Genomic DNA, 363 nt, shown 5'->3' with positions numbered 1-363 from the left:
AGCTGGGGCGGCAGTAGATGCGCGTGGTGACGACGGCCGTGAAGAACCAGCCGTCGAAGCGCGCGTCCTTCGACTGCACGGCGCGTACGCAGCGCTCTGTGTCGGTGTGCATGCCCTCAAGGATCGTGGATCGCGCCCGGCACGGCTGGCGGGAATCCGACATCGACGTCGGACGACCTGCGCGTCTCCTACGCTCCGACGGCCGCGGCGAACGCCTCGTAGGCACCGCGGTCGAAGAGCACGAACCGCACCTCGTCGAAGTCGGCGGGATCGGCGGCCTCGCGCACGGTGTGCACCGCGATGCGGGCCGCGTCGTCGAGGGGCCAGCGGTAGACGCCGGTGGAGATCGCGGGGAAGGCGACC

The 363-nt window shown here is 70.8% G+C and carries 2 protein-coding genes; both read right to left on the bottom strand.

The features are described from left to right. A partial coding sequence (locus AOK22_RS40095) for an Ada metal-binding domain-containing protein (RefSeq protein WP_157872288.1) occupies positions 1-112 on the bottom strand: 112 nt, incomplete at its 3' end. A 76-nt stretch (positions 113-188) separates the two neighbouring features. After that, positions 189-363, bottom strand: a 175-nt coding sequence (locus tag AOK22_RS42995; RefSeq protein ID WP_244165009.1) for a macro domain-containing protein, incomplete at its 5' end; no start/stop codon positions are given.

Source organism: Streptomyces silaceus, from assembly GCF_001419745.1.
Taxonomy (GTDB): Bacteria; Actinomycetota; Actinomycetes; order Streptomycetales; family Streptomycetaceae; genus Streptomyces; species Streptomyces silaceus.
Note: the sequence above shows the minus strand (reverse complement) of the source record. Positions and strands in the feature narration are given on the sequence as shown.